We start from the raw sequence: 20,596 nt of genomic DNA on the forward strand, positions 1-20,596 counted from the left end.
GAAGTGAAGGAAAATAGTTGGGTGCAATATTGAGCCCGAAGGAGGGGGTTAAGAATTTTTGTTGCAGGCATTTAACGGGTGCGTGATTGTACCGGATTTTCCTGCCTTTAAAACAGAACCTGTTTATTCTTCACCGGTAATTGCCCGCAGTTCCATCGCTGCTATGGCGGTATTCCCCTGCATGCTTTTGATGGCAGGTGATACTGTCGATGATCAGCGTTGAATAACAATTGGCTTCGACAATACCGAATTGCCATCATTCAGCTGCAGATTGTAAATGCCTGCCGGCAAGGCAGCATTGAGGTGAAGATCTCCGGAATAGCTGCCCATTTCAAGTGTGATCTTTTCCGTCTGCACCAACTGTCCGATGGTATTAAAGATATTCAGGTCAGCGGCTTTTGCAGAATAATCGTTCAGCTGGATTTGTACAGTCACGTTGCCATTTCCTGGATTGGGGTAAACGCTAACGCTGCCCGTTGCCATCGATGGCGCTTGTGCAACAGCCGTGGCGGAATCAGGAATGAAATTCACATCCAGTTGGTAGTTGCCTTCATCATTGCCTTGTCCTTCCACAATGATGAATAGGTTGACCGGTACTGTTCCCTCATAAAACTCAATGGAAGCTGCCTGCCCTGAGCAATAAGGGCCATTGTTGTTATTGCTGCTCAGGTGATTACCCTGATCATCTACCAGGTGGAGGTAAGTATTAAATCCGGTGGTCTCGCAGGTGGAAATTTGCAGTGTTCCGGAAGTGTCGATCAGCGAGATAGCATAAAAAATATCAGGTGATACCTGCGGCAGGCTATTGGTGTAGTCGCTCGTCCAGCAATTGTCAGAAAAATTATCACCGGTATGTGTATAAGGAAAACTGCTGATGATAATCGGATTGCTTTGTGTATTGCCTAAAGGGACGGGTTTTACCGTCACTGTTGCTTCGGCAGAATAGGCGCTGTTGCCTGAACAGGTCACCTTACAACGGTAATAAGTAGTGGTGGTAACGGTTACATCGGCTGAAGTATTGGTAGCACCCGGAATGTCAGTATACAGGCTATTGTCAGGTGAAGATTGCCATTGATAAGTTTGTCCAAGTCCGATTGAATTACCCGTAAGACTCAGGGTAACGTCAGCCGGCACATCCACGGTGCAGAACGACAAGACAGAAGCCGTTGCGGTGCCGGGAGTTGGTGGATTAATACAGGGCGGTTCATTGACGATGTTGATGGCATAATCTTCTGTTTCACCATAATCGTAAGTGCCGCAGGCGGGAGGCACGGATTCTGATTCAGCCAATACTACGCGCATGCCGGTTTTGCCGAGCGGTGCCGATCCGGGAATATTAAACACGCCGTCGGGTATGCTGTGCAAATCAGCGGTGGGCCCGTAGGAATAAACGAGCTCAGTGCCGTCGTAAATTTTGTTTTGGTTGTAATCAATGTAAACAGCTACATAGGCTTCATAAAACTGTCCGCTGCAGGAGCCGTTATCAATGTGAATGGTTACGGGTCCGGTATTGGCAACATCCAGGTTCGCACCGGTGTTGTCGGTATAGGTTTCGCAGTTCACCGGGGAAGACCCGGCAATGAGGTTTCCGATTTTAACGGTGTCAATTTTCGTGTCTTCAGCATTAGTAGGATAAGAAGCGCAGTAGCAGGCAAAAAAGGGATTCATGATTACCTGCACCGGATCCGATTTGGTGGAGAGGCCCGAATTATCGCAGGTTACATTGCAGCGATACCAGGTGGCTGCCGCCTGTGTCTGCACTTTAGTAGCGGAAGTGGCACTGCTGATGTTGGTGTAATCGATATTATTGAGTGAGCTTTGCCATTGATAAGAGATGCCGGTATTGTTCTGGTAATTTGCAATGGAAAGGGTGAATGGTTCGCTCGGACAAACAGAGATCTCTGATGATAAAGTTGCCCCGGGAACCGGCGCACCGCCACAGGCAGCAGCAGGCGTGATGTTCAGCAGGTAATCTTCCGTTTCACCATACACATACTCACCGCAGGCATAAGGTATTGAATCACCTTCGGTAATAATTACACGCATGCCGGTAGTGCCGCCGGGAGCTACGGTGGGAAAGATAAAAGTGTAGTCGGGTATGCCGTTGAAATCAATGATCGGACCATAACCATAGACCAGTTCCGTTGCTTCATCATACACACCGTTCTGATTGTAATCAATATACACGCCCACGTAGGCATCATAGACAAAGCCGCTGCACGATCCGTTGGCAATCTTAATAGTTACCTGTTGTCCGGCTGCTACATTTCCCGGAATGCCAGTATAGTCAGTATACGATTCACAGGTGCCATTGGGCGTGCTCGTACTGATATCAGCCATCTGGAATGAGTTGATTTTTGTATCGCTGATATCCGACGAATAGGATGCGCAATAACAATTGTAATAGGCATTTTCATCGATCAGTATTGGATTGGATGTTCCCGTGGCACCTCCCGCATCGCAGGTAACTTTGCAACGGTAATAAAGCGGTGAAGCCTGTGTGGTAGTTAAGGTGGATGCTGTAGCTCCTGTAATGTTCGTCCACGGATTGTTACCGGTGGGTGATGACTGCCATACATAAGTCAGCCCGGGTGTGGTAGGTGTATTTTGCAGGGAAAGGGTGAAGCTTTCATCCAGGCAGACATGCGTGGAAGTAGAGAGCGTATTGCCGGGATTGGGCGTGCCGCTGCAATTCGGTTCGAAAGTGATTTGAACGGTAGGGCGTTTATTGATGAGGATACCATAATCTGCAGGCGGAACGAGGTCATCTTCCCAGTACTCGCACCGGTTAGTGGTAGTGGTGGAATGCCGGAACTGCTTGGCCACAAAATCTTCACCGCCAAATTCGCCGTAATTTGTTTCTACGAGGATGACGAGGTTGTTGCTGCTGTAGTTAAAAGCAGTGTTCAGCGTGATGGTGATCCAGCTGTCTGCCGTGAGCATAGAAGAAGTAATGGTACCTGCATACACCTGCGTGGAACCATTCACGATATTAGCATAAGGTGTTGATGTTAATGTATTGGCGGTTATTGTTTTCATCCTGATGACAACCGGCGTGGCGGCGGCAGGATTATTTTTTGAGTTGAGATAGAAACCAACCTTGGTAATGCTGCCAAACTGTGTGACCTCACCGGAAGTATACAGCATGGCCGAACGTTCGTAACCATAGGTGCAGCCAAGGGGTTTACGCGTTGCAGTATCATTGGGGTTAGCGGAAGGTATCGTGATCAGCTGCGCAAATGCCGCCTGTGAAAAGATCAGGCTGACAGCCATCAGCCAAATTGCCTGCTTCACTTTCTTTACACTCAAAAAAGTAGAAAATCCAATCAACATACAGGGGAAGTGGTTTGAAAATTTATTAGTAGATGATACCTGACGACGAACAAACAAAAAGGTATTTTTTTCTTTGTGCAAAACGTGCACGAAAATACAATTTCTGCCGAATCAAGAGCAAAACCTCAGCTGCATGCGATGAAATATTTTTTGCAGGCATCATTAAGCGAAATGTTCACCGCATATCCATAAGGATGCGTCATGTTGTTTTTATGCATTTGCTATATTGCCGTGTAAGAATCTCATGAAACCCATGCTGAATCCTATTGCTGAAATGTCGCGGAAGGGGCAACTGACCGGCATACTTTTAATCATCGCCACTATCTTTTCCCTGGTGCTGAGTAATTCATCATGGAGGGAAAGTTATTATCATCTGTGGCACATACCGCTTGGTTTTGCGGGCTACCAGGCATCAGCCGGGCATTGGATCAATGACGGTCTGATGGTTATTTTTTTCTTCATGGTCGGTTTGGAAATTCGCCGCGAAGTAGTGCAGGGTGAGCTCGCTGATATTCGGCAGTCGTTGTTGCCGGTGCTGGCAGCGGCAGGCGGCATGGCTGTGCCGGCCATTTTATACACACTATTCAACCTGTACGGCGGCAACCTTAACGGATGGGCAATTCCAACGGCAACAGACATTGCCTTTTCACTTGGCATCTTATCACTCATGGGCAACAGGGTTCCCTTTGCCCTGAAGGTATTCCTTACCGCTCTTGCCATTATTGATGACCTCGGAGCCGTGCTGGTGATCGCCGTTTTCTATACCGATACTATTCATACCGGGCCGCTTATTTGCAGTGCGTTGATCATCCTCTTTTTACTCGTGCTGCAACGATTTAAAGTGCGCCCGCTATTGTTATACTTTTTACCAGGCGTACTGCTGTGGTGGTTCATCCTGCATTCAGGTGTGCATGCCACTGTCGCCGGCGTGCTGCTGGCTTTTTGTGTGCCGATGCATTCCGTAGAATCATTGGAACACGCTTTGCAAAAACCCGTCAACTATTTGATCCTGCCGCTTTTCGCTCTCGCAAATACTGCCATCACCATTCCGGCAGCCGGAGTGTCAGTGTTGTTTAATGCACCTGGCTTAGGGATTATTACCGGCCTGTTGCTGGGTAAGCCAATAGGCATACTGCTGGCCTCCTGGCTGGCGGTAAAGGCGGGCCTGGCGCAACTGCCGAAGATGGTTTCGTGGAGAATGTTGCTGGCCGCAGGATGCGCAGCAGGCATTGGTTTCACGATGTCTATTTTTATAGCCACACTGGCATTTGATGATGCCGCCTTGTTAGACGGTGCAAAGTTGGCTATACTCGTGGGTTCGTTTTTATCCGGGTTGGCCGGAGTTATATTGCTTGCAGGAAAGAAGGTGAAGGATGCATAAGCAACCGGCATAAATAAACCATATGCTTTCCATCGTGTGTATTCATCAGGAGCAATGCAGCCATCAGATAAATGATAACACCGTTTTCAAAGCAGTCTGCATCGTTTGATAAATGGCAGGTTGCTTCCGGCACCGGCACTTGACCATCAAGTTCCAATCCGTTCCAACAGAAACTTGTTACCGGCTTCCTTTCTCACTTTTGCCATGGGCATGCCGGCTGAATGGAAGAAGAGCACGGTATAATTATTTTCAGCCGCCCTGCTTCCATACGTGATGCGCCTGGCAGCAGCAAGTTTTCCATCATAGTCATATTTGGCATTAAACTTCATTTGCAGCTGTTTCGGTTGTGGCACCACATCGCCGCCATAAAAACAGGTGCCGGCCGTGGTCCTGATCGTGAATACCTGGTGAAAAGGTGTATGGCCTCCGCTGATCTCATATGATATGTCTTCGTCAATGTTACCATCACCCTTCAGCAAAACAAGCTGGCTGGTGCTCCTGAGGAAATCCAGTTTTGATAATACGAAAGAAGGTGAGTTGACTTTGGTGAGGGCATAATCGAGTTCCTGCTGCTGGCAGAAGACCCGCGCTTTCGGGAACATGAGATCATAAGCATTGTCTTTGCCATAGCAGATTCCGCCTGCATGATCTTTATGCAGGTGGCTCAGTAAAATCACCGTAACATCATCTGCGCTATAACCTGCACGTTGTATATTTTCCAGTATCATAAATTCACCGGTGGCCGATGGCATGCCAAGCCCCGGGTCAATGATCACCAGTTCATTTTTTGTTCTTACCAGGAACGGTACAATGTCAACGAGTAACGATCCGGGACGGTCGTGCAGCTGATCGGTTTGCGGATCAAAAGGAATAAACTCCTTGCTGTCATCTACCGTAAAACTGCCTTCAGAAAGCGGGAGGAACATCGCCTGATCATTATATTGTTTAGATTGCTCTTGCCGTAAAAGTTGCAGCCACTGCTGATTTCCATGGATGCATGACAGACAGCGATTTAGTATCCGGTGGCATTATCTTGAAAAAAACCGGCAGGCAACTCATGATGGATAGAATGCTGCAGCGGAATCTATCACCAGCTTTTTCCACCAATCACAAAATTCCTCGAGATATTGAAGCCGATGCGGAATTCGCCGTCGAGCCAGTTGGAGCGTGTGAACGGCAGGTACATATTTTCAAGTATGCCCATTGAGTTGGTAAAGTTGATGGTGAAGACATGGCCGCCTGTTTCAATTTCAACGCCAACACTCAGCGGATCATAATACTCCTTATTGCCGTTTGCATCTTTTGCATTGGTGCGATATGCAGAAAAGTTATGGTAATAATCGGCAATCAGTGCAAACCGTTTGGTCAGCTTTACCCTTGCACCTATGCCGAGTGAAAACATGTCGTTTTGATCTTCATAGGAAACGTAGTTACGGTGCAGCCATGCCGGTAAAAGTTCCAGCGAAAATCCCGGCGTAAATTTCCGGGCAATAACCACTTCAGTAACATACGACATGCGCTGCGCTGTATTCTGAAAGGAGGCATCTGAGGTGCTGTCGCTGGCCGCCGGCCTGCCTGTGATGCCGGCAACGCCATATAAGGTAATGCTGAGCGGCATCTTATTATCGGTGGTCTGCCGCAGCAGCCGGTACTTGATATTTACATCATAGAACTGCGCGTAAGCATCTATGCCTTTTGATCTGCCGATACCAGCCTGCAGCCTGTCGGTGATACCATAGTCGAAAGAGAAACGGATATCTGCGGCATTATCAAAACCAAAGAAAGTGCTGATGCCGCCTGCATCGCCTGCCATATCGCCAAAGCGGTGTGCGATATTAAAATTCAGGTTGTTCTTCTTTGCAGTCTCATTGGTTTGCGCATTCACTATTCTGAATCCTTTGAAAGTAGCCGTCACGAATTCCCTTTCGGCAGGAGGGGAATTCTGATCAACGATGGCCGACAAGTCGGGGTCCTGCGCATAAAGCAGAGCGGAATATTGCCAGGCGAAAAAGTATAAAAGCAGGAAGGAGATTTTTTTCATAAGCATCGTACGTTTTGAAATGTGTCGAAAGATATACACGCCATTTACGCACTGGTCAGCAGTGCTGCCCTGGCATTCATCAAAGGTAAAACGCTAATTGATAACAGCAGGCACTTTTTATTTATCCGACTTCACCGGAAGCAGTGTTGCCTGCACTTTAACCTTAACGGTTTCCGCGATGTTTTGTGTAACCACGGTGGGAATGGTGATATCATGATCAGCCAGTTTCACCATAAATTCACCGGAAAGGATGAGGCTGCCGTCTTTCACCGTGATGTTGCCCGGTATGGTACGGCTCTGATCCACACCATGCAGATTTAAAGTGCCTGTTACGGTAACCTTATAGTCGCCGTCCTTGCTGAAATCTACAGGCTCATTGATGATACCGTTGAATGTTGAATAGGGAAACTTATCACTCTCCAGGTAGTTCTCATTAAAATGCTCCTGCATCAATGCTTTCTTAAATGCAAAAGTGGTGATCTTGGCTTTGAAGAAGATGGATTTGGTCTTCACATTTACGGCGCCGACTACCTGGTTACTGGTAGCATCAATATTTTCAACCGGTGTTTCTGAAAAAAATGAAACAGTGCCGGAAGAGGAGAGGAAGACATCCTGTGCCTCTGCATGGTTCATACAGAACAGTGCGATCACTATAAGCAGCATTTCTTTCATCGTTGACAGGTTTTATGAATGATGACTAAGAATTGGCAATGAATGCGACCTGTTTTCAATTACCATACCATATCAGTTCTCCAATGCTCCGGCATCCACCCATGCCTGCAGTTTTAAATTGTCGCAATCGGTCAGGGTCTGTGGTCCGTTGGTTATGATGGAAGGCATTGGATTGCCGGGCGAATTGAACACCCTGTTGATGAGGGTACCGTCATCGGCTTTTTCCTTGATGCCTGCATAGGTGGTATAATCGAGGCCGGGTGTTCCGCCATCCAGTTCCGACTGATGGCAGGATCCCAGGCTTGATGAAACTGTACCGGTGCAATAGGTTTCCATGATTCTTTTCACATCACTGACATACGTGATCGTATCACCTGCTGTGATGCAGGCTGTAGTGTCAATGCCATCAGCGGGCTTTAATGCTTTATCCTTCGTGCAGCCGGTGGCGAGCGCAAACAAGGTGAACACTAAAATGACAATTGTGCAGTGGATCAAAAACTTCATACCTGTTACTTGATTTAATCAATCAGTATTTTTTCTGTGTGCAAGATAGTTCCTGACTTCAATTGTATGAAATATATTCCTGATGCAAATTCACTGATATCGAATGAATGAAAATGGCTGCCCGGGCCTTCCGTAGTGTTGAGGAGTTCTTTTTCCATTTGGCCAGAACTGTTGTACAGCCTGATTACGGCCGGTGAAGCCGACCCTGTTTCATAGCGAACCAACACCTGTCCGGATACAGGGCTCTGCACGAAGAAGCCTGTTTTGTCGGAAGGGTCATCAATGCCGATGTTGCTGTCGGATGCAACCTGCAAAGTGGTGGTATAGATATGATCGCCCGATTCCTCATTGTTATTGTTGGCAGCATTACCGGCAGCATAAAAAGTTACCGGGCCCACATCCGTTACCGGTGCTGTCCACGTGAAGCTCCAAACCTGCGTGGCGCTCGAATTGTGATGTGAGGCATACAGCCTGCCATTGACATTCACGGGAAAAGAGATATCGGAACCGCCGCTGATTTCAGCAAAGGTGCCCGCTTTGCTATTTGTTGCATCAAGCGCTGTGATTTCAAATCCGAAGCGTGTCTGTGCCGCATCAGTAACGGTAACGGTTACGGTATAAGCATTTCCCGGCAGGTAAACCGGCCCCGGATCGCTAAAACCTATGGTTATAGATCCTGCACCGGAATTGGGAGTATTGTTATGACAGTCGCTGGTGCCGCAGGTTAACTCACCCGGAGCGCCTGTTCTGGCAGAAGGTGGCTGAACAATGTTAGTGCTGACATCCGAGAAACTAAATACAAGGGCTGTAACCACAAGGAAAGCGAAAACAACAATGGTAGATTTTTGCATGAATTAAGATTTATTGAGCGGCAAAACTAATTGATAATACTACCTCCTCCAAATATCAGAAACAAAGGAAGCCGGTGAATGTCGGGCGGATGTTCTCCCGGGCTAAGCTATCAAATGTGTGGGGCAAGTATCAGTTGCTTAGAAATATTGAACAGATACTTTAGCCATGACGGCGATGAAGGCAGCCGCAGGCGATGTTTAGCATTTATTTTTTCACAGTATAGCTGTCCAGTATCTGTTGTGCATGATTCTTTGATATTACTTTTCTGAACACCTTTTCCACCTTCCCCGTTTCGTCAATAATATAAGTATGCCGGAAGACACCCATATAGCGGTGACCGAACATTTGCTTCTCGCCCCAGACGCCATAGGCTTCAATTATTTTCTTGTCAGGATCAGCTAGAAGCGGGAAGGGCAGGTTGAATTTCGTTTCAAATTTCTTGTGCGATTTCACGTCATCAGGACTGATACCCAGAATTTCAAATCCTTCCTTTCTCAGTAAAGCATAGTTGTCACGAAGGTTACAGGCTTCTTCTGTACACGTTGGCGTATCATCTTCCGGATAGAAATAGAGTACCACTTTTTTACCGAGCAATCCGGCAAGCGAAACAATGTTGCCGTTTTGATCTTTTGCCTTAAAGGCGGGGGCTTTATCTCCTGGTTCAAGCATGTGCTATTTCTTAAATTTTAAAACGTAAACGGATTCATTTTTTACATCGTCTGCAACAGTTATCTGTAATGAATGTTCACCAGCGCTGAGTTGCTTGTCGGGCGTGCATTGCAGCCTGTTGTTTTTGGGGTCGTATTCCATCAGCATCCATTGGCCGTCAAGCATTCCTTTGTATGACACAATGCCCGACAAGTCATCGCTGATGGTAAACCTGATGTTGTTGCCTGTGAGCACCTGATTTTGTTTCAGATTCACCGGTGCGATTTTTGGGGCAGTGGTATCGAGCAATACGTAAAAATAGCCGAATTCACGGGCCTTTGCCACCAGCCAGTTCCCATCCCAGCGTGTGGTTTTTGTACCGCTTACGCCTTTACCTTCATCATATGCAATTACTGCTTTTGAGCGTAAGGCCGGAGGAATTTTCCTTGGCAAGATTCTGATTTCATAGCTGTCATGAACAGGCGTATTGGCATCCTGCACCCGGTGCGTGGCGGAATATCTTCCTTTCGAACCAAGGGTAGCTGCATAACTGAATTCCAGATCTTCGTAAAGTATGTCAGCAGGAAGATTCAACTGAATGCTGTCGGCGGCGAAGTTGTTTGGCTGATTGAAGGAAAAGATGCGTTTGGTTGCAGCGGATGAAACAACTGATTTACCGGAAGGAATGAATTTTACATGAAAGAGTAGGCTGGTATAATTCCGGTAGGCATCGGTAGCCGTAACTTCCACTTCATGATACATACTGTCGGCCAGCAGCATTTTTCCGTCATTCACCAGGTCATGATAAATGTTGTTATGATCTCCGGGTAAACGGAACAGCCTTTGAATATTTTTTCCGGAGGTCTGCTTTACCCGGTAATCCGTGAATGCATTCACGTAGCGGCCATTGGCAAAATCCATCCGGTCAAATCTTACATCGTAAATTATTTTACCATCGAGTTTAACCTCGTATTCAAACACACCGTAATCATTAGCGGCGCGGTTCATATAGTCGGCGGCTTCGAGCGCCACGCCCATCACAGCATCATTCACTATTACCGAATCCTTTACCAGCCTGTAGCCGGTACCGGTTTTTTTTATGGGATACTGAACCGGAAGGCCGGTGGTTTTCCCCGGCGCATACAGATATAGTGCGGTAATTTTGGGAGCTATAGTGTCTTGCAGTGTATAGAAAGTGGCCGGATTCAGCGGATATGTTTCACCGGATGCATCGCGGATTTCAAAATGCAGATGAGGACCACCGGATGCTCCTGAATTGCCGGAATAAGCAATCAGGTCGCTCTTTTTCACCGGGAATTTTGAGCCATCCGGAAACAGATCCACCTCAAATGATTGTTTGGCATATTGCTGCTGCTTCACATAGGCGGCGATGGCATCATTGAAACGGTCAAGGTGGCCATACACCGTCATGTATCCATTGGGATGCGTGATGTACAGCGCATTACCAAATCCGCCGGCTGCAACTTTGATGCGTGATATCACACCGTCTGCCGACGCATATACTTTATATCCGGTTTCTGCATTGGTGCGCATATCAAAACCGGTGTGAAAATGATTGGTGCGTATCTCACCGAAATTGGCGGACAGCGTGATGGGAATATCCATTGGATTGCGGAAATAGTCTGCAGGTTGCGCCAGTGCAGCGGAGTGCCAACAACAGTTTGCGCAAATCACTAAGCAGCACGACAGGTATTGCAGTATTTTTTGTTTAACTGATCGCATCATTTGATACATGATAATTCTGAAGTCAACGGTTACGCAGCCACTTCCATTTCAACGCAACAAGCTGATGCAAATGTAAGGGTGCGGCAATCAAAGCATCAATGATGTTGGTGAACGGTCAGTCCGCTAACCTTCTTTCAGGATTTTTATTTTGTCTGCGTGCTATCGCCAACAGCCCGAGAAACGTCAGCAACCCGTTCAGCACCAGCACTTCAAATCCTAACTGGTAACCATTAAACCATTCTGTGGAGTGAAGATTTACATAGTAACAGATTATGGGAGATACGATACATATCAGCGGCGACCAGCCATCCCGGATGGTTTTTTGTGTGAACATGCCGAAAGCATATAAGCCGAGTAACGGTCCGTAAGTATAGCCGGCGATGGTAAGAATAGTGCTGATGACAGAGCTGCTGTTATGTGACTTGAAGTAGAGGATGCATAACAGGAAGATGACGGCGAATGACAGGTGTACAGTGTAACGCACCCTGGTTTTCTTTTTTTCATCCCAATCATTTCTGTCGCGTAATCCTAAAATATCAATACAGAAAGCACTGGTAAGCGCAGTGAGTGCACCGTCGGCACTCGGATATAAGGCGGAGATTAAACCAATGAGAAAAATCAGGCCGGCCACTTCGCCGAGCTGGTTGAGGGCAACAGCAGGAAAGAGCTGATCGGTTTGTGCCGGAATGGCAAACCCGGTTTTTTCTGCAAACACAAACAACACGGCGCCAAGGGTGAGGAACAGCAGGTTAACCAGCACAAGGATAAAGCTGAAGGTGAACATGTTTTTCTGTGCTTCTTTCAAGGTCCGGCAACTGAGGTTTTTCTGCATCATCTCCTGGTCGAGGCCGGTCATGGCAATGGTGATAAACATGCCGCTGAGAAATTGTTTGCCGAAAAATGTTTTGTCTTTCCAGTCGGTGAAGAAAACCTGTGTCATCTTCTTTTCACGGATGGCAGCCAGCATTTCCGCCGGTGAATATTGCAGATGCTGCAGGATGAGCACCACGGAAAGGATAAGCGCCAGCAACATACACGTGGTTTGAATCATGTCGGTCCAGACGATTGTTTTCACACCACCCTTGAAAGTATATACCAGTATCAGGAAGATGATGATGATGCCGGTTACGGCAAAAGGAATGTGCAGCGCGTCCAGCACGAAAACCTGCAGCACATTCACCACGAGGAAAACACGGATAGACGCGCCGAGCGTGCGCGAAAGGATAAAAAAGGATGAACCGGTCTTATAGGTAACGTTACCGAACCGTTGCTGCAGGTAACTGTAAATAGAAGTCAGGTTGAGCCTGTAGTACAATGGCAGCAATACCAGGGCAATCACAAAATAACCAAACAGGTAACCGAACACAATCTGCATGTAGGCAAACTGCTTAACGCCTACCTCACCCGGAACACTCATGAATGTTACACCGCTTAAAGACGTGCCGATCATGCCATAAGCCACGATGTACCATTTTGATTTTTTGTTACCGATAAAAAATGAATGGGCATCGGCGCCACGCGAAGTGTACCAGGCGATCACCATCAGCAACAGGAAATAAGTAAATGCAACACCGAGGATTAACCCAGCAGACATAGCTTGAAAAATTTTGAGCGGCAAATTAACAAGGATGGCAGCAATCGGAAAAGAAACTTAACCACAGCCTGTTCTGCTGTTCAATATTAGCTATCAGCTGTGTAAAGCAATTAAGACTGGCAGTTTTCACATTTTATGCAGCAGTTCCATTCCATGCCCGTAAAGGATCAGGTAATATAATATCGACAGGGCGCAGCCTGAAGGTGTACCAATAAATTTACGGTGCGCAATTATTATTCATATTGAATGGTTTCGCCAAGGCCGGCAAAAATATAATCACTGCCGTAAGCGGACTGCAATAGTTTGAAGGCGAGATGCCCTGTGCAATGTGCCGGCGCGACACGGTGCACCTGTAGCTCATTTTTTATTTTGTCAATGGAGGCTGCAGTTTGCTGCCTGTCAAAGGGCAGCATGTGAAAACCGCCATACAAGAGTTCGATCTTATCACCGGTCTGCTTCTTTGTTTCAGCTATAATATTTTCAACACCGGTATGCGAGCATCCGACAAGGAGTACTTCTCCTTTTTCAGTTTTCATGGAAAGTGAAAGCTCCGGCAATCCCGTTTGTTTGCAATTGTCTTTTGGCTGTTCAAATTGTCCATCTACAAAGCTCTTGTTCGGATAGCAGGAAAAATAACCCATGAAGGATGAACTCGTGGCAATGAGTGTCAGCCCGGGAAGAATTTCTTTCGATGTTTTGATGAATTCAATATTTGCATTCCAGAATCTGCCCGATTGCTGAATGGTGAATTTTGTATCACCTCCGTCAAAATACCGCATGTAAACAGGCAAAGAGTCTTTCACGGCGGGCTCTTGACCGGTGGCATCATAAGGCACCGGCGCTCCCCAGAAGATGTCGTAGGGAAAATAGATTTTCACATGTGGATTTATTTCCAGCAGATAATCCAGTCCATTCAGGTGATCGAAATGCCCGTGAGAAACCACCACCATATCAACCTTTTGCAGGTCAATGCCCGACTTAATCACATTTGATTTAAAGATGGCTGCATTGCTGCCTGCATCAAACAAGATGGTTTTGCCTTTATATTTTGTGATGCAGGAAAACCCGAAATCTTTCGTCAGTACAGTATCTCTGCCGAAGGCATCATACAGGTTGGTGATGGTACCTTCTTTCACCTCTTTCGTCAGCGGACCTTTACGGTTGGCCGGAAAAAAAGAGGTCAGCAACAGCAGCGGGAGGATGAGCAGGAGGAGTGGGTAGTACAGCTTTTTCATAGTACAAAGTTAAAAATGCATCCATCAGATCAAATTCATTTCCACTGAAAGGAATTTTTCAATCACGATGAATTTGAAGCCGCGTTCAGGCATATACCGTGCGGCGTTATCGGCTGTTACATACAGATCAGGCTCGTTGTTGGAACGCTGTTGCTCTGCGTTGCTGCCGGAATCATAATGTGATTATGCTGTTTTTTTCTTGCCGGCACCTGATTGTTTTGATCCGGATAAATTTTCCTTTACCCTGAACCTGACCATCTTTGCGATCAGTTCGAGCGGCATGGGTTCGTTGAGCGGAAACTGAACAGAACCCTTGCCCTGTTTATACCTTGACAGCGCTTTGGCAAATTGCTTATGTCCGGAAGGTGTTGCATAAAACCCGATGTGCAATTTATAGGCGGCGAAATAAACGAGCGCTTTGCCGTAAATCTTATAGCCGGGCATTCCGTAACTGAAAATCTCTGTTGCTTCCGGAGCGTGCTTCCGGATCACGTCGCGTACATTATTCAACTGCTCCTGCACATCAGCCGGGAAGGTTGCAATATATTGATCTACGGCACCAGACATGTGTTCGTTTTATCTGCGGGAATTTTGCGTGTGAAAGTCATTTCCTTCCCGCCGGTATTCAAATATAGTACGTCAATAGCAATTTGTGGGTTGCGTCTGATAGGACAATTGCATGATTATTTTGTAATGGCAATAATATTTTCGATGGCATCTTTCGTGGAAACGAATTGATCAATTTTTCCGTAGTTGCTGTTTACCGCGTAAACTACCGTTGTGCTGTCGGCGGGGAAAAACAGCATGTTCGCATAGTAACCGATGGCATCGCCGCTGTGCATATAAGCGATTCCCTGCGGCGTTTCAATTTTGAAGATCCCAAGGCCGTAATAGATCGGGAAAAATTCCGTGTCTTCTTCCAATGGCTTTTTCCAGGTTAACATTTCCTGCAGCGAAGTTGCGTTGATGATCTCACCCTTCATCAATGCCCGGAAAAATACATTCATATCATACGGATTGGAGATGAGGCCGCCATCGGCTGTGTAATAATCCCATCCGCTGTAATAGGTGCTTTCAATCACCTGCAGGTTACTGTAAAGATCAATGTAGCCGCGCACGATGCCATCAGGCACATGATTGTTACCGGCAAACTGTGTGAGCGTTAAACCGAGCGGAGCGAATAATCGCTCATCAAAAACACGGTACAGTGGTTTGCCTTCCAGTTTTTCAAGCAGCAATCCCAGCAAGATATAGTTGGTATTGGAGTAGCGCACATCGGCGCCCGCGGAAAAGTAGGCGCTTTTATGGTATGCATATTTTAACAGGTCATCTGCATGCCATTCTTTCAGCAGGTCGTTGATGGATGCAGTTTGAAACGAAAGATTTTGTATGTAGTTGTAGATGCCGCTCGAATGCTGCAGCAGCTGCCTGATGGTTGCCTGATCAGCATTTTCAATTTTATCAATCACATCACCCGGCAGGTAAGCAGCAATCTTATCATCAAGATTCAGCTTGCCTTCTTCCTGCAGTTGCAGCACAACGGTTGCAGTAAACATCTTTACCGTTGATCCGACCCGTGAAATATTACAGGGCTGCATATCAATATTATTATGAAGGTCAGCTTTGCCGCTTGCACCATTCCAGGTACCTCTGCCGGTATGGTAAACCGACATGGTAATGCCTGTGACACCGCTGCCGGTAATGCTGTTGAGCAGATCCTGGTAACGTATATTATCAGGACTCGTGCTGCTGCTGTCATTAAAACTGAACTGGCAGCTGTAAAAAGCAGGGGCAATGTCATCGCCTTTCCGGCAGGCGGTGATTAAAAGCAGGGTAAAAATGATGAAGGTATATTTCATTGCTGTGCCTGTTTTGCATGCAGGAAAAATTTCAACCCGAGATGCAAGCTGATATGCGTCATCAGCGGTATAAAGCCTGGAGAATAGGGATATTCTATCCAGGACTGATATCGCATGAATATTTTCGGGCCTGTCTTATTTTCTTTATCCGGGTAATATCCGATGTCGAGTGAAAGAGAAGGAAAGAGTCGTGCATTGCCTGCATCATTCCGTTGCTCATATACACCATTGCTGAAGGTGAATTCTTCCGCAGTGGCAAAGGTGTGCATGTATCCGATGCCGAATAAACCGGTGAAGGCAATTCCAGCAGGCAGGCGGTATTCATAGCCGAGTTCTGAAAATAATCCTAAACCCTGGTTCAGATGGTTGTGATAGAAGTAACACAGGTTGGCTGTCTGAAACAGGCGGGCATTTTGCGTTTCACGGTAGTTAAATTCTGTGCCGAGTTGTAAACCCGGATGAATGGGAACAGTGATCAGTCTGGTGAACGGCAGCGCCGTGGATTCATTAAACACGGAAACATTCACAGGAAACGGACGCTGCGCTGTAACGGAAAATGACTGTATCAATATGAACAGAAGCGTCAGTGGTATTTTAGTTGAATTTGTCATAGGCCTGCTGATTACTTCAAATCAGATTTCATTGATAAAAAAGCGGTCTGCCTGATCAAGGAACCGTTCATCCGTCATGCCGGTCCGGTTAAACATCACGATGCTTCCCATGTCAAGCGCGGTATAAAGCCGTAGTTCACAATAGAATCCGCCACCGCCTCCGGCATGTGTAAAATACCGGTTTCCTTTTAATGTTCCGCAAAACCACGAAAGGCACATGCCGGTCTTTTTGCCGTCAAGCGTTTGGTTTTCCGTGAACAACATTTTTTTATATGGGTCCGACAGCAGTTTGCATTTGTGCTGCAAGAGCTCCTGCAGATAAACTGCGAAGGCTATGCAGGAGCCGATGAGTCCTCCATAAGCGGTACCGTTAACATAGAAATCTTTGAATGGTTTCCATTTGCCTTCTGCTTTTCCCATGAATGCCTGCTTGTCAATAAAAAAGGAGAGCAGGGCATTCGACAGACTTAAGCGCTTGTGATAACCTTTTGCATGCTTCCCGTTATTAATGATGGAGAAGCCGAGTTCATCCGAAGTAAGTCCGAGTGGTTGCAGCAGGTTGACGGTGATATATTGTTCGTAAGCAATACCGGTGATGTTTTCAATCAGCTGACCGAGTAATACATAACCGAGATTGGAATAGGAGAATTTTTCATTCACGCCAAACCTTGTACGGTTGTGCCTGCGAAACAAAGTATTGAAATATTCATTCCTGTTGAAGCCGGCGTCGTCTTCGGGCAAGTGAATCCAATTGAGCGGTATGGGATTCGGAATACCGGCTGTGTGTGTCAGCAGGTGGCGTGTGGTGATTGCTCCGTGATATGGAAACCCGGGGAAATATTGAACAACGGGCTGATCAATATCCAGCAGGCTTCTTTCAGCCAGTTGTAAAACAGCGGTGGCAGTAAAGGTTTTAGTGACTGAGAAAGCATGATAGGTGGTGTGTTCAGTAATTGATTTCCTGTTTTTTAAGTCGGCGAATCCACCGTTAAAATGATGTATGACATGTGCTTTATTAAAAATCATGTATTGCACCGACGGACACTGATTGCGTTTCAGCAGCCGGTGCAACAGCATATCAACTTCATTCATCAGCTGGAAGTTATTTTACCTGGTTAACATGACGACAACTGTTTGCTGAAGCATATGCTACAAATTGATTAAAGGAATACCGCTATCCCGCACGATGTACTTCCGCGCAGGTAAAGATAGTATTGACATTGCATGTTTGTCAGCCTGGCCCTTCGGGCTGAATAGTAGATTGTATGATAATGGTTCCTTTACTGATGCCATGTCTAATGATTGTGTTCTCCTTCGCCTTTTGTAAGTTCACTTAATAGATAGTATGCGCCCTTCAGTACTATTTTCTGACGTGGTGCAATTTCTTCAAGCGGAATGATTTCAGTGAAGTGCTGATCCGTTGTGCCGGTACGGACTGGTATTTGCCGGTAGGTAAAAGGTTCCTGTTCCGCAAAAATAAAATGATCATTGCCGTTGCTGACGATAGCTTCACTGGGCAATGAGGGAGATGTGTTGTCATCAATATTGATGCGTGCTTCGATAAACATGCCGGGCAACAAGGTCTCGCCGGCATTTTCAATCCTGGCATGAGCAATGATGGCGGCGGATTTTGTGGATGCATCACCGCCAGCGACGAATGTGCCGGCTAAAACAGGTACCACAAATGTCCATCGCAACAAGCCAATCATCAGAACAACCAATCCGATGATACCAATACCGGTGGCAGGCCGTATCAATGGGCTTTCATTTTCCGGTTTCTGACCCATGAACATATAGGCGGGTAATAATGGAAGCCCTGTGATGGCAAAAGCAAACCAAGTCCGGATCAACGTATTTCCACCTTCCTGAAATTTGATCAGGATGGCAGCCGTGTCCTGTCGTAAGATGTCAGGATATTCAAAAATAATGGTGAGAATGGTGTAAGGAATAAAGAGCGCGACGGCGCCTGCAATCAACAGGTAGCCGATCGTTTTATTACTGACCTGTTTCATGATGCTGATTTATTAAAGAAGAAGGAGTAGCTGATGCCGCCTGGCGGATTGAGTTTCAGATCTTCATCCTGCGCTGCAACAGCGATGGCACCGATGCGCAGGTTGAGACCTTTCCAGATCATCCATCGAAAACCGGCTTCGGCGCCGAACGCATTTTTATCCTCATAGTCGTGGTCAAGTCCGCGCAGGTACGACACGCCGGCGAAAAAGGAGGATGGATTTTCTCTTTTTCCTATCGGAAGAAACCAGCCTGTAAGGCCTGTCTTGACAAAGTTGTTGGTTTCACCGGAAAATGCGGTGAGATAATATCCGGCATGAATGCTGACCGGCCGGTAACGGTATGCTGCGCCGATTGACGGGCAGCGAAATCCATGAATGCTGATTTCACGCTTTGATAAACGGCTCTGTGCATGTGCCGATCATGCAGCCAGCAGGGCAAGCAGGATGATGAGTTCTTTCATGTTTCAGGGTTATAAAAAGGTGTATGCAATATTTGCCGGAACGGAGAGGTGTTACATTGTATGATGACAATTCCGCTTAATGCTCTGTCAGGATGTTAAAAAGAAAAAGTGAAAACTTCTTTGCTCAACGATCAATGGAAACATCATGAGATTTCAACCGATGCCGTATTAATATACAGTTATTCAATGCGGAACACAGAATCAATTGACAGTTTCGTTTCCACTCACTTAAGTTAACATCACTTTGCAGGGCCGCTTGATTTTTTTATGATGACGCTTGCAACAAACGCTTCCAGCAGGCTCAGCGGAATGGCAACAGGTAAGATGCCGAAGGGAAGAACACCGAGATTACCGGTTACCACCCACATCAAAACAAAACCGGCAAACCAGGAGAGGAGTGTGGTGTGCAGCAGGGAAAACTTTCCGGAAACGAAATAAATAACGATGGCAAAGCATAGTGACCAGCCTCCCCACACTACGCCATTTAACGTCGATTCCGGAAAGTTTAAGCCAAGTTCACGGTAATGTGCCATCCAGTAATCATGCAATAAAAATGTATTGCGCAGAAATTCTGAAACGGTGATCCATGCAGCAGCAAGCAGGATCGGCAATATTGTTCTTCTTATCAGTGTCATAACTATTATCACTTTTTGATGTTACACCGTTGCAATCTTGTTGCTCTTACAAAAAATCCTATGCTTGCAGAGCAGTAACAAATTGTACACGCATTGTATGATGGTTGAAAGATAATATTTGATCATAGAAATGCGGCCGCTGAATTTTCTTGCCTGAATGCTCCGGCTATGTAGAACGTGCAACCTATCGTTACCGCAGACAGCAATCATTTATTTACTGTTCCGGTTTCAAGCAGAGATAAAGTGTGAAGATGAGCACATCTGAAAGGCCTTATACCCGTTATATCCTGTAATGAGCGTATTGAAAACGCCCGTTCTACTGACAATATAATCAAGGCCGGCGCTACGCTTCAATATGTAATGGAAAATTTCTTTTTGGTATCCTGTCTTTTCAATATTTCATCTTTGTTAAAGGAAACTGGGAAGCATGAAGCTGCGAATGCCGTCCAGGCTTCTATCGTCGCATTGAAATATTTGTCAAATGATTTCTTAAATGTCCCTGCAACCATTGCTGTGGGTGAATTTAAATGATTGCAACAGCAGCACCATGTATTTAACTGCCATGATGAAGCAGTACATCAGTTACTTGCTTTTTACGGTGGCCCTGATCATTTCTTTCAAAACCTTGCTGTCAATATCATCCAGCTTATTGATATAGAGGCAACCTGCTCCTTTTTTAAACTTCCCTAACTTTTTCAAAGCTGCCTCATGCAGCTGCAGGTTCATCAGGTAAATCGTCAGGTTGGCTTTTCGGGGCGAGAATCCAACCTTGAACCATTCCACCTCTCTGCCGGATGAAGGGCTTTTATAGATCAGTTTGCCAAAACCAATGATGGAACTGCCCCACATCTTGGCTTCCTGCCTGCTGATTTGCTGCATCAGTTGAAGCAGGAGAAGACTGTCTGCCCGTTTCTGTTCCTGTGCTATGCCATTGATAAAATCCTCAACGCTGGAGTTGTTCTCCGCAGTTTTAATTTTCACCGGTTTAGCCATATACGTTTCTGTTGGTTGA

General features: G+C 46.3%; 19 protein-coding genes. 1 reads left to right on the forward strand and 18 read right to left on the reverse strand.

The window, feature by feature from the left end; genetic code table 11:
• Positions 1–213: 213 nt before the first annotated feature.
• A complete protein-coding gene (locus K1X61_12315) occupies positions 214–3,333 on the reverse strand; it encodes a T9SS type A sorting domain-containing protein (GenBank protein MBX7109425.1) in 3,120 nt (1,039 codons plus the stop codon).
• A gap of 244 nt (positions 3,334–3,577) precedes the next feature.
• Here K1X61_12315 and nhaA point away from each other — a divergent pair, with 244 nt between their 5' ends.
• The gene (gene nhaA / locus K1X61_12320; GenBank protein MBX7109426.1) at positions 3,578–4,714 is read left to right on the forward strand and encodes a Na+/H+ antiporter NhaA; all 1,137 of its coding nucleotides are present in this window, start codon (positions 3,578–3,580) and stop codon (positions 4,712–4,714) included.
• A 146-nt stretch (positions 4,715–4,860) separates the two neighbouring features.
• On the opposite strand, the gene K1X61_12325 is transcribed toward nhaA, so the two are convergent.
• The 17 genes from K1X61_12325 to K1X61_12405 form a co-directional block, all read right to left on the reverse strand.
• The gene (locus K1X61_12325) at positions 4,861–5,640 is read right to left on the reverse strand and encodes an MBL fold metallo-hydrolase (GenBank protein MBX7109427.1); all 780 of its coding nucleotides are present in this window, start codon (positions 5,638–5,640) and stop codon (positions 4,861–4,863) included.
• Between the two features lie 161 nt (positions 5,641–5,801).
• Positions 5,802–6,755 carry a hypothetical protein gene (locus K1X61_12330; GenBank protein MBX7109428.1) on the reverse strand — a complete coding sequence of 318 codons (954 nt, stop codon included), beginning with the start codon at positions 6,753–6,755 and terminating at the stop codon, positions 5,802–5,804.
• Positions 6,756–6,872: 117 nt separating this feature from the next.
• The gene (locus tag K1X61_12335; protein ID MBX7109429.1) at positions 6,873–7,427 is read right to left on the reverse strand and encodes a YceI family protein; all 555 of its coding nucleotides are present in this window, start codon (positions 7,425–7,427) and stop codon (positions 6,873–6,875) included.
• A 72-nt stretch (positions 7,428–7,499) separates the two neighbouring features.
• A complete protein-coding gene (locus K1X61_12340; protein ID MBX7109430.1) occupies positions 7,500–7,931 on the reverse strand; it encodes a hypothetical protein in 432 nt (143 codons plus the stop codon).
• A gap of 14 nt (positions 7,932–7,945) precedes the next feature.
• Positions 7,946–8,782 carry a T9SS type A sorting domain-containing protein gene (locus K1X61_12345; protein MBX7109431.1) on the reverse strand — a complete coding sequence of 279 codons (837 nt, stop codon included), beginning with the start codon at positions 8,780–8,782 and terminating at the stop codon, positions 7,946–7,948.
• Positions 8,783–8,987: 205 nt separating this feature from the next.
• Positions 8,988–9,452 (reverse strand): thioredoxin-dependent thiol peroxidase, encoded by a 465-nt coding sequence (gene bcp, locus K1X61_12350; GenBank protein MBX7109432.1) that lies wholly within the window; start codon positions 9,450–9,452, stop codon positions 8,988–8,990.
• 3 nt (positions 9,453–9,455) lie between these two features.
• Positions 9,456–11,177 carry a M23 family metallopeptidase gene (locus K1X61_12355; GenBank protein MBX7109433.1) on the reverse strand — a complete coding sequence of 574 codons (1,722 nt, stop codon included), beginning with the start codon at positions 11,175–11,177 and terminating at the stop codon, positions 9,456–9,458.
• A 115-nt stretch (positions 11,178–11,292) separates the two neighbouring features.
• Complete coding sequence (locus tag K1X61_12360) at positions 11,293–12,771, reverse strand: sodium:solute symporter (GenBank protein MBX7109434.1); 1,479 nt, start codon at positions 12,769–12,771, stop codon at positions 11,293–11,295.
• Between the two features lie 233 nt (positions 12,772–13,004).
• The gene (locus K1X61_12365) at positions 13,005–14,006 is read right to left on the reverse strand and encodes an MBL fold metallo-hydrolase (GenBank protein ID MBX7109435.1); all 1,002 of its coding nucleotides are present in this window, start codon (positions 14,004–14,006) and stop codon (positions 13,005–13,007) included.
• Between the two features lie 183 nt (positions 14,007–14,189).
• On the reverse strand, positions 14,190–14,573 hold the full coding sequence (locus K1X61_12370) for a DUF1801 domain-containing protein (protein MBX7109436.1): 384 nt from the start codon (positions 14,571–14,573) through the stop codon (positions 14,190–14,192).
• Between the two features lie 116 nt (positions 14,574–14,689).
• Entirely contained in the window at positions 14,690–15,865 is a 1,176-nt protein-coding gene (locus K1X61_12375; GenBank protein ID MBX7109437.1) for a beta-lactamase family protein, read from the reverse strand.
• A complete protein-coding gene (locus K1X61_12380) occupies positions 15,862–16,476 on the reverse strand; it encodes a hypothetical protein (GenBank protein ID MBX7109438.1) in 615 nt (204 codons plus the stop codon). Before K1X61_12380 ends, K1X61_12375 begins: the two co-directional genes overlap by 4 nt.
• Before the next feature lie 21 nt (positions 16,477–16,497).
• On the reverse strand, positions 16,498–17,568 hold the full coding sequence (locus tag K1X61_12385; GenBank protein MBX7109439.1) for a beta-lactamase family protein: 1,071 nt from the start codon (positions 17,566–17,568) through the stop codon (positions 16,498–16,500).
• 203 nt (positions 17,569–17,771) lie between these two features.
• The gene (locus tag K1X61_12390; GenBank protein MBX7109440.1) at positions 17,772–18,488 is read right to left on the reverse strand and encodes a DUF4386 family protein; all 717 of its coding nucleotides are present in this window, start codon (positions 18,486–18,488) and stop codon (positions 17,772–17,774) included.
• A complete protein-coding gene (locus K1X61_12395; GenBank protein ID MBX7109441.1) occupies positions 18,485–18,685 on the reverse strand; it encodes a hypothetical protein in 201 nt (66 codons plus the stop codon). Before K1X61_12395 ends, K1X61_12390 begins: the two co-directional genes overlap by 4 nt.
• A gap of 503 nt (positions 18,686–19,188) precedes the next feature.
• Complete coding sequence (locus K1X61_12400; GenBank protein ID MBX7109442.1) at positions 19,189–19,584, reverse strand: hypothetical protein; 396 nt, start codon at positions 19,582–19,584, stop codon at positions 19,189–19,191.
• A gap of 582 nt (positions 19,585–20,166) precedes the next feature.
• Positions 20,167–20,577, reverse strand: a complete 411-nt coding sequence (locus K1X61_12405; protein MBX7109443.1) for a DUF1801 domain-containing protein — start codon at positions 20,575–20,577, stop codon at positions 20,167–20,169.
• Positions 20,578–20,596 lie beyond the last annotated feature (19 nt).

This window comes from Chitinophagales bacterium, assembly GCA_019694975.1.
In the GTDB taxonomy this organism is placed as follows: Bacteria; Bacteroidota; Bacteroidia; order Chitinophagales; family UBA10324; genus JACCZZ01.